The following is a 9,106-nucleotide window of genomic DNA, read 5'->3' on the forward strand; positions in this document are numbered from 1 at the left end:
CCGGGCCGGCCCGGCCCCACCGCCATCCCGCAGGTCCCCGCACCCCGGACCCTTTTCCCGCACCTCCCTCCCGAAGGACACGAACGTCATGACCGTGACCGAGACATCCGCCCCGGTTGCCACCCGGCAGGCCCTGCCCGCCGAGGAGCGGTACGCCTCCGAGCTGGCCTTCCTCGCCGCCCAGGACACCGGCCCCCGCCCGCCCGGCTGGGCGCTCACCCCGCGCGCCGTCGTCACCTTCGTGTGCGGCAGCGACGGCGTGGAACTGGCCCTGCCGGGGCGCCGCCGCGCCGGACTCCCGGCCAAGCTGGCCATCGCCCCGAAGTTCGTCGGCGAACGCGCCCTGGTCGAACGCTGCGTCGTCACCCTCGCCGGCGACCGGGGTCTGCTGCTCACCGGCGAGCCCGGCACCGCGAAGTCGATGCTTTCCGAGCTGCTGGCCGCCGCCGTCTGCGGCACCAGCGCGCTCACCGTGCAGGGCACCGCCGGCACCACGGAGGATGCCTTCCGCTACGGCTGGAACTACGCCCTGCTGCTCGCCCAGGGCCCCACCCCCCAGGCGCTCGTCGACTCCCCGGTGCTCTCCGCCATGCGGACCGGGCGGGTGGTGCGCGTCGAGGAGATCACGCGGTGCCTGCCCGAGGTGCAGGACGCGCTGGTGTCGATCCTGTCCGACCGGCGCGTCAGCGTGCCCGAACTGACCGCCACAGAGGACGCGGTGGTCTCCGCGGCCCCCGGATTCACGGTCATCGCCACCGCCAACCTGCGCGACCGCGGAGTCTCCGAGATGTCCGCCGCCCTCAAGCGGCGCTTCAACTTCGAGACGGTCGCACCGATCGCGGACGCGGACGCCGAAGCCACGCTGATCCGCCGCCAGGCCGTGGCGGCGGTGCAACGGGCGGGCGCGGCGTTCGGTGTGGACGACGCGGTCCTGGACGCGCTGGTCACGGTCTTCCGGGACCTGCGCAACGGACGCTCGGCGGAGGGCTGGGACGTCGAACGCCCCGGTACGGTCATGTCCACCGCCGAGGCGGTGCAGGTGGCGGCCTCGCTGGGGGTGGCCGCGGCGTACCTGCCGGGCGGCGACGTACTGGACCTGCTGCCGGGTCACCTGCTCGGCGTGGTCCGCAAGGACGACCCGGCCGACCACGGCCGCCTCCTGGGGTACTGGGACGGCCCGGTCCGCCGCCGCGCGGAAGACGGCTCGGCGATGTGGCGCCGCCTGTGGGACCTCCGCGGGAGCCTGCGATGACCGGACCGAAGCCGCCCGCGTCGGCTCCGGGCGCCGGGAGCGAGGAGCCTGCCGTCCCCGCCGACCCGCACGGGGATGCGGCCGCCACCGGCCGACGGCCGGTCGCGCCGGCCGTGCACGCCGATCCGCCGCCGGACACGGGCACCGCGGCCGGCCCGGGCAGCGGTGCGTCCGCGGCGGCGCCGGCGGCCGGCGACCCGCGGATCGCCGTGGATGCGCTCGCCGCGTCGCGGGCACCGTACCTGCTGGGCGTACGCCACCACAGCCCGGCGCTGGCGGCGGTGGTTCCGGCACTGCTGGACGCTTCGGGGGCGGAGGTGGTGTGCGTCGAGCTGCCGGTCGACTTCCAGCCGTGGCTGGGGCATGTGGCGGACCGGGAGACCGTGGCCCCGGTCGCCCTGGCGGGCACGGGCCGGGACGGCAGTCTGGCGTTCTACCCGTTCGCGGACTTCTCCCCGGAGCTGGCCGCGATCCGCTGGGCGCGTGAGCGGGGCGTCGAGGTGCGCTGTTGCGACCTCCCGCTGTCCGACCCCGGCTGGACCCTGCGTCCTGCGGACCAGGACGCGGCCGGGGCCGGGGGCCGGTCTGCCGGCTCCGTGACCGCGGACCGGGCACCGAGCCGGGCCGCATCCACGACGACGGCGGCTGTCGCCGCGCGTTCGGATGCGCCCGAAGGCGGGGAACCCGCATCGCGTCCGGTACGGGACGGGGCACCGGGCCGGACCCCGTCCGCGACGGCGGCATCCGCCGCGGGGCAGGTCCCGTCCGGGGGCTCGGCCCGGTTCCCGGATCCGGGCACGGATGCGGCCGGGGCTCAGGTCCGGAGCGGCTCCCTGCGGGCGGCCCCGGCGAACGCGTCGGGCACGACCCCGGGCCGGCGGTCCTTCGCGGATGCGCTGACCGCTTCGGGCAGCGGCCGCGACGGTGACGACCTGTGGGACCGGGCCGTGGAGGTACTGGCCCCCGGGTGCGCGCCCGAAGCCGTCCGGCGGGCCGCCCTCGGCGTGGGCTGGGCCCTGCGCCAGGACGGCCCCGTCCCCGCGACCGACCTGGCCCGCGAAGCCCACATGCGCGACGTCGTCAACGCCGCCGCGTCCGGGGGCCGGAGAGTTGCCGTCCTCATCGGCGCCTTCCACGCCCCGGCCCTCATCGGTGCCGTACCGGCCCCCGAGGGCCAGGGCGGGGCCGAGGCCGCCGGGGCGGACAAGGGGCTCGCCGCCGCGGGCGTGAGCCGTGCCCCGGCGTCCGGCGACACCGCCGTGCCCGTTGCCGAGCCGGCCGGGGCTTCGGGCGCAGGTACGGGCACGGGCTCCGGTGTGAGTCCTGACTCGGGCGTCGAGGACGCGCCGGTACGCGGTCCCCGCGCGGCGGCCGTTCCCGGGCCGCGCGCGGCCGGCTCCGCGGAGGAGCCCGTGACCTCCCTCGTGCCCTACTCCTTCGACCTGCTCGACTCCCGCTCCGGCTACCCCGCCGGCATCCGGGATCCGCTCTGGCAGCAAGCCGTGCTGGGGGCCGGCGGGGACCCCCGGCGGGTGCGCGACGCCGCCTCCGTCGCCATCACCGGCATCTGCCGGGAGCTGCGCCGCGCCGGGCACACCGCCGGGACCGGCGAGGCCACCGAGACGCTGAGGCTCGCCTGCGACCTGGCCGTCCTGCGCGGCCTCCCCGCACCCGGCCGGGGCGAACTCCTCGAATCCGTCACCACCGTGCTCGGCCAGGGCGAACTCCTCGGCCGGGGAAGGGCATTGGCCCGGGCCCTGGAGGCCGTGCTCGTCGGCACGGCCCGCGGCCGGATCACTCCGCACGCCCCGCGTTCCGGACTCGGCCCCTCCGTCGAGGCCGAGCTGGCGGAACTTCGGCTGCCGGGCCCCGAGGACCCCGCCTCCCGCGAGGTCCGCCTCGATCCGCTGCGCTCCCCGCTCGACCGGCGCCGCGAGGTCCTGCTCCAGCGGCTGGCCGTCTGCGGGGCCTCGTACGGGGATCCCCTCGACGTGGCCGCCACCGGCGACGGCACCGCCCTCGGCACCAAGTGGCGGCTGGCCTGGACGCCTTCCGTCCCGGCCCGCCTCGACCTGGCCGGCGTCCGCGGCGTCACCGCCGCCCAGGCCGCCGCCGGGACCCTGCGCGACACCGCCCGCCGCGCCGCCGCCGACGGCGGTCCGACCCCGGCCCAGGTCCTCACCGGTCTGGCCGCCGCCGCACGCTGCGATCTGCCCGAGCTGGTCGACGTACGGCTGGACGAAGCCGCCGAAACCCTTCCGCAGACGGCGACCCTGCCCGAACTCCTCGCATCGCTCGACCTCTTGGAGGGGCTTTCCCGCGGGCATTTCCCCGGCACGTCCGACGGCTCCCGCACGGCCGCCGCCGCACTCACCGGCCGGCTGCTCGAAGCCGCCGTACGCTCCCTGCCCGGTCTCGCCGGCAGTGAGGACGACGCCGACGCCCGCGCCCTCGTGGCCCTCGCCGACCGGGCCGCCACCCTGCACCTGGGCCTGCGCATGGACACCGCCCTGGCGGAACTGGCCTCCACCGCATCCCCGTTGATGCAGGGAGCGGCACTGGCCGTACGGGTCCTCCTCGATCTCGATGCGGCCGCCGGCCTCGGCGACCGGGCCGCCGGATGGATCGACGGCGCCGCCACCCCCGACGCCCGGCGTTCCCTCGCCCGCCGTCTCGGCGGCGTCCTGGCCGCCGCCGGACCGCTGCTCCAGTCCTCCTCGGCCGCCCTCGTCCCCGTCCTCGACCGCATCGACGGCCTCGCCGACCAGGAGTTCCTGGACCGGCTCCCGGCCCTGCGCGGCGGCTTCGACGTGCTCGCCCCGGCCGCCCGCGACCGGCTGCTGGACACCGTCACCGAGCGGCTCGGTGACCGCCCCGACCTGTCCCTCGACGCACCGCCCGCCTTGCTCGCCCTCTGGGCCGCCGCGGACGCCGCCGGCGCCGCGGCGCTCAAGGACCTTCCGCTGCCGGCCCGGGAGTCCCGGGCCGCCGAACCCGGCCCTGAGCCGGACGCCCCCGAGCGGGCCGTACCCGCGCCCCTCATCGGCGACCGCCGGCTGGCCCCCGCCGACCGGTGGCGCCTGCTGCTCGGCCGCCAGCGCGACCGGCTCCCCGCCGGCGCACGCCGCTACGCCCACGCCCTCGACGAGCTGTACGGCAACAGCCGGGGCGAGGGCTCCACCGACCTCGAAGGCGGCCGGGGCAGCGGCGGCGGCCAGGAGCCCTCGTTCCCCACGGCCCGCGAATGGTCGCAGGAACTCGAAGCGCTCTTCGGCGCCGACGTACGCGAGGAAGTGCTCGCCGACGCGGCCGACGCGGGCCGCGCCGACGTGCTGAGCCAGCTCGACCCGGCGTCCGTACGCCCCTCCGTGGAGCTCCTCGGCTCGGTGCTGTCGCTGGCCGGCGGCATGCCGGAGGCCCAACTCGCCCGCCTGCGCCCCCTGGTCAGGCGGCTGGTCGACGAGCTCGCCAAGGAGCTCGCCACCCGGCTGCGCCCGGCGCTCTCCGGCCTCACCACCCCGCGCCCCACCCGCCGCCCCGGCGGCAGGCTGGACCTGGCCCGGACCCTGCGGGCCAACCTCGCCCAGACCCGCCGCCTCGACGACGGCCGGGTGGTCGTCGTCCCGGAGCGGCCCGTGTTCGGCACCCGGACGAGCCGGGAGGCGGACTGGCGGCTGATCCTCGTCGTCGACGTGTCCGGCTCCATGGAGGCCTCGGTCATCTGGTCGGCCCTCACGGCCGCCGTCCTCGGCGGCGTGCCGACGCTGTCCACTCACTTCCTGGCGTTCTCCACCCAGGTCGTGGACCTCACCGACCGGGTCGAGGACCCGCTCTCGCTGCTGCTGGAGGTCCGCGTCGGCGGCGGTACGCACATCGCCGCCGGCCTGGCCCACGCACGCTCCCTGATCACCGTCCCGAGCCGCACCCTCGTCGTCGTGGTCAGCGACTTCGAGGAGGGCGCGCCGATCGGCGGACTCCTCGGCGAGGTCCGCGCGCTGGCCGCGTCCGGAGCCCACCTGCTGGGCTGCGCCGCACTCGACGACGCCGGCGCGCCCCGGTACTCGGTCCCGGTCGCCCGGCAGCTCGTCGCGGCCGGCATGCCGGTGGCCGCCCTCAGCCCGCTCGCCCTCGCCCGCTGGGTGGGCGACCGCCTCCGTGGAGAATCCCGTTGAGCACCGACCTCCTTCCACCCGTCGCCCCCGAGGTCCTCGCCGAGGCCGTCGAGAACCTCACCGCCCGGCTCCGCAAGAAACTCGACGCCGCCATCGAGGGCTGCGCCGCCGGAGCCGCCCGGGCGGACGACGGGAGCGTCACCGTCCGGTTCGGCGAGGACGCTCTCGTCACGCTCCGGCCGGGCCCGCCCGGAGCGGTCACCGCAGCCGAACAGGCCACCTGCACCTGCCTGTTGGCGCCGCGCTGCCTGCACCGGGCCGCGGTGCTCGGCGCGGCGCCGCTCGCCGACGCCGCCCAACTGCCCACGCCCGAGCCCGAGCCCGAGCCCGAGCCAGCCATCGGTCCGGACTCGGGTGCGGACTCGGGCCCGGACGTGGCGTCCGCCGCCCCTCCGCACGCGCCCGAACCCGGCCCGGACCCGCTCACCCCCGCCCAGCTGGGCGCCGCCGCCGCGCTCTGGCAGGCCGCCGCCGAGGCGCTCGCCGCCGGTGTCACGGCCGGCGGGGCGGTGGTCCAGGCCGAGCTGCTGCGGGCCGCCCACACCGCCCGCCTCGCCGGACTGCCCCGGGCCGAGGCCGCCACCCTGCGGGTCGTACGGGGGCTGCGCGCCGCCCGGGAGCGCAGCGGCGCCCACCGGCTCGCCGACCTCACCGGAGCCTTCCACGCACTCCTCCGCACCGCCGGACTCCTGGCCTCCGGTACGGCCGGCCCGGCACTCACCGGCACCGCACGCCGTGCCTACGCGTCCGGCGGCAGCCTGCGGGTGTACGGCCTGTGCCGGGAGCCGGTCCTCTCCGCCACCGGATACGGGGGAGTGGTCACCCACCTGGTCGCCACCGACGGCGCCCGCCACTCGGTCTCCGACGTCCGCCCCGGCGGCCTGGCCCGTGCCCGCGGCGCCGGCTCCGCCTCCGTGGCCCTCGGCGGAGCCGCCCTCGACCACGCGGGCCTCGCCCGCGGGGGACTCCGTATCGCCGGGGCCACCGTCTCCGCCGACGGCCGCCTCGGCGCCGGACGCGGGGTCCGGGCGACGCCGCTGCGCGGAGTCGCGTGGGACGAGGAGCCGGCCGCCGCGCTCTTCGCCCGCCCGGCGGCCGAGACCGTGGCCACCCAGCTCGCCGAGCGGGACACCGACCCGGACGGAGCCGCACCGGGGCTCCTCGGCTGCGAGGTCACGGTCGTCGGCGCGGCCGGCGAGGACCTCCTGGTCCGCGAGGCACGAGCGGGCGCGCCGCTGCTGCGGCTGCGCGCCGCCCACCCCCACCCGGAACTGGCGCACACGGCGAACCTGCGCCGTATCGCCGCCCATCCCGGCCTGCTGATCCGCGTCCTGGGCCGCCCCGACCTGGACCGGGCGGCCACCCTGCGTCCCCTCGCCGTCGGGCCGGTCCCCGGCGCGGAGTACACCCTGCGCCTTCCCGAGGAGTGGCTGGGCCGCGCCGACCTCGGCTACGACCTGCTCCAGGGGAGCCACTTCCCGCCCCGCACCGCTGCCGCCCCGGAGCCGGCCCCCGCCCCTGCCCCCGACGCTGCGGACCTGCTGGCCGACTCACCGCTGTGGCGGGTACGCCGACTGCTCGAAAGCGGGATCGCGGGCGGCCGGCGCGCCGTCGCCGAGGCGGCGCGCACCGCCGAGCCCCTCACGTCGTACGGACCGCTGCGCCGGGCCGGTTTCACCGCGGCGGCCGAGCTGGCCACGGCCCTCGCCGCCGAGGCGGACCGCCGCCCCCGCGACGCCTTCGGCCGCCTGACGGACCCCTCACCCGACGCGTACGCCTGGGCCTGGCTGGCCGCATCCACCCATCTGGCCGCGGCGGAACGCTCGCTGGTGGCCGCGTCCTGGAGCAGCCGGTAGCAGCCGGTGGCGGCCGGTGGCAGGCGACGACGGTGAGGAGGACGGTACGCAGGCGACTTGAACGTGCGCGGCAGCATGGTCCGGATCCCGGGCGGAACGTTTCCGAGGGGGTCGGCCGACTTCCGTCCCGAGGACCGGCACGCCGAGTCGTCCCGCCGATCGTCCGGCCGGTCCGGGAGGACCGGCCGGACGGCCGGTGGATCGAGCCGTGGTCTCCTGCGGTCAGCGGTTGTCGTGGAGTTCCTGGTGCATCTGGGGCTGGTCGTCCTGGTCGTGGGTCAGGGCGAACTTCTGGATCTCGTTGAACGCCTTCGAGGCGACCCCGACGATCTCCTCGTACGGATTGACGCCGACGGTCTCCTTGGCGGCGCCGCCGAGCAGGCCGCCGCCGACGCCGCTGACCAGGCCGCCGCCGGCGGACAGCGGGCCGGCGGCCGCACCCAGGATGCTCTTGGGCAGGCCGGCCATGTCGGCGTACTTGTCGGTCAGGGCGTGGCGGACCATCGCGATGAACGCGTCATGGACGCCCGGGGGGTAGAACTTCTTGTAGAAGTCGGTGGCCTGCTTGGTCATGAAGACGCCGTCGTCGGTCTTCTTCCACTCCTTGTCGCGTACCTGGTTCCACAGCGCCTCGACCACGTCGGGGTCCTTGGGCAGGAGCCACTTGTCGTCCGTGCCGAGGTAGTGGTTGACGTAGTGCCAGGCGCACATGAACCCGCGCGCGTCGTCCTTGGAGACGTCGAGGCCCAGGCGGTCCATGGCCTGGAGGATCTGGGTGGAGAAGACGCAGGCGGCGCCGGTGGTGTACTTCTGGGACACCGGCTCGCCCCACTTGGCGTAGTCCCACTCCCCGCTCTTCTTGTGGAGCTGGCGTACGGAGGCGTGGACGAGACGGACCTTGGTGACGTTCGCGGCGAGGGTGCCGTCCCGCATCGCGTTCTTGTTGCCCATGTCGATGAACAGGCGGGAGGACTGCGACAGGCGCCGGCCCGGCCCCTCGACGCCCCCCAGACGGCCGGTGGAGCGCAGCGTGAACGCACCGGTCGGGGAGAGGTAGGTGCCGATCAGGCCGACGGTGCCCTGGAGCATGGACACTTCGCCGTGGTGGTGGGCGAAGAAGCTCTCCGCGGCCTTGGCGTCCGCCTCCGACCAGTCCGGCGGCGCCGCGGCCTCCTTGAGGAACTCCGCCAGCCGCGGCGGCAGTTCGGAGAGGTCCTGGCCGGGCTTGAGCGTGCCGATGGTACGGAAGAGGGCGTTGACGCCGTCGATCTCCTTGTTGTCGATCAGGTCGGAAACGAGTTGGTCGGCCTTCGGGTCGCCGACCTTGCTGGCCGCTTCGAGCTCTGCGGCGATCGTGGCTGTCGTCAGTCCCACGGGTGGACTCCCATCACGGGTTCGCGTACGGGTCCACCGCCACGGCGCACCGAGTCGGCCGGCACGAGGGCGGTGGTCCGGCCTCGTGCGGCCGGGCAGAAAGGATCGTTGCGGCCTGCCCTGGCGCGCCGTAACCCGTGCACCCCGGAGGATCGTTTCCGCCTCACCTGTACGGAATACCTCTGACCTGCGGAAACGATCCATCGGGCGCGAGCCGGACCGGTCGGCGGATCACGGGCGTAGCCATGCGTCGAGCGCTGCGAAGTCCGCGGGCGTGAGGCCGAAGCGGGGGTCCACGCGCTGGAGCATGGCCCGGCCCGGGTGGTGCGCGGCCACCCAGGTCCGGTCGGCGGCGGTGATGGAGAGTCGGCTTGGGGCGCGGTACCTGGATCCCTCCGGGCCCGTTTCCCCAAGCCGCTCACCGAACCGGACGTGCCCGTTTCCGAGCATCC

At 76.4% G+C, this 9,106-nt stretch carries 4 protein-coding genes and 1 pseudogene; 3 read left to right on the forward strand and 2 right to left on the reverse strand.

Features of this window, described 5'->3' with window-relative positions:
- Positions 1 to 88: 88 nt before the first annotated feature.
- Genes ABTY04_RS12995 through ABTY04_RS13005 form a run of 3 tightly spaced genes read left to right on the forward strand, consistent with a single transcriptional unit; the run spans position 89 to position 7,280 of the window.
- Positions 89 to 1,252 carry an ATP-binding protein gene (locus ABTY04_RS12995; RefSeq protein WP_352213412.1) on the forward strand — a complete coding sequence of 388 codons (1,164 nt, stop codon included), beginning with the start codon at positions 89 to 91 and terminating at the stop codon, positions 1,250 to 1,252.
- Entirely contained in the window at positions 1,249 to 5,424 is a 4,176-nt protein-coding gene (locus tag ABTY04_RS13000) for a DUF5682 family protein (protein WP_352213413.1), read from the forward strand. Before ABTY04_RS12995 ends, ABTY04_RS13000 begins: the two co-directional genes overlap by 4 nt.
- Positions 5,421 to 7,280, forward strand: coding sequence for a hypothetical protein (locus tag ABTY04_RS13005; RefSeq protein ID WP_352213414.1), 1,860 nt, complete (start codon positions 5,421 to 5,423; stop codon positions 7,278 to 7,280). The genes ABTY04_RS13000 and ABTY04_RS13005 overlap by 4 nt, the downstream gene beginning before the upstream one ends.
- A gap of 222 nt (positions 7,281 to 7,502) precedes the next feature.
- Here the strand turns inward: ABTY04_RS13005 and ABTY04_RS13010 are convergent, their stop codons facing one another.
- Entirely contained in the window at positions 7,503 to 8,654 is a 1,152-nt protein-coding gene (locus tag ABTY04_RS13010; protein ID WP_352213415.1) for an oxygenase MpaB family protein, read from the reverse strand.
- A 231-nt stretch (positions 8,655 to 8,885) separates the two neighbouring features.
- A pseudogene (locus ABTY04_RS13015) lies at positions 8,886 to 9,106 on the reverse strand (hypothetical protein); the annotation flags it as partial.

The sequence above is a fragment of the Streptomyces sp. NPDC097981 genome, assembly GCF_040302565.1.
GTDB lineage: Bacteria > Actinomycetota > Actinomycetes > Streptomycetales > Streptomycetaceae > Streptomyces.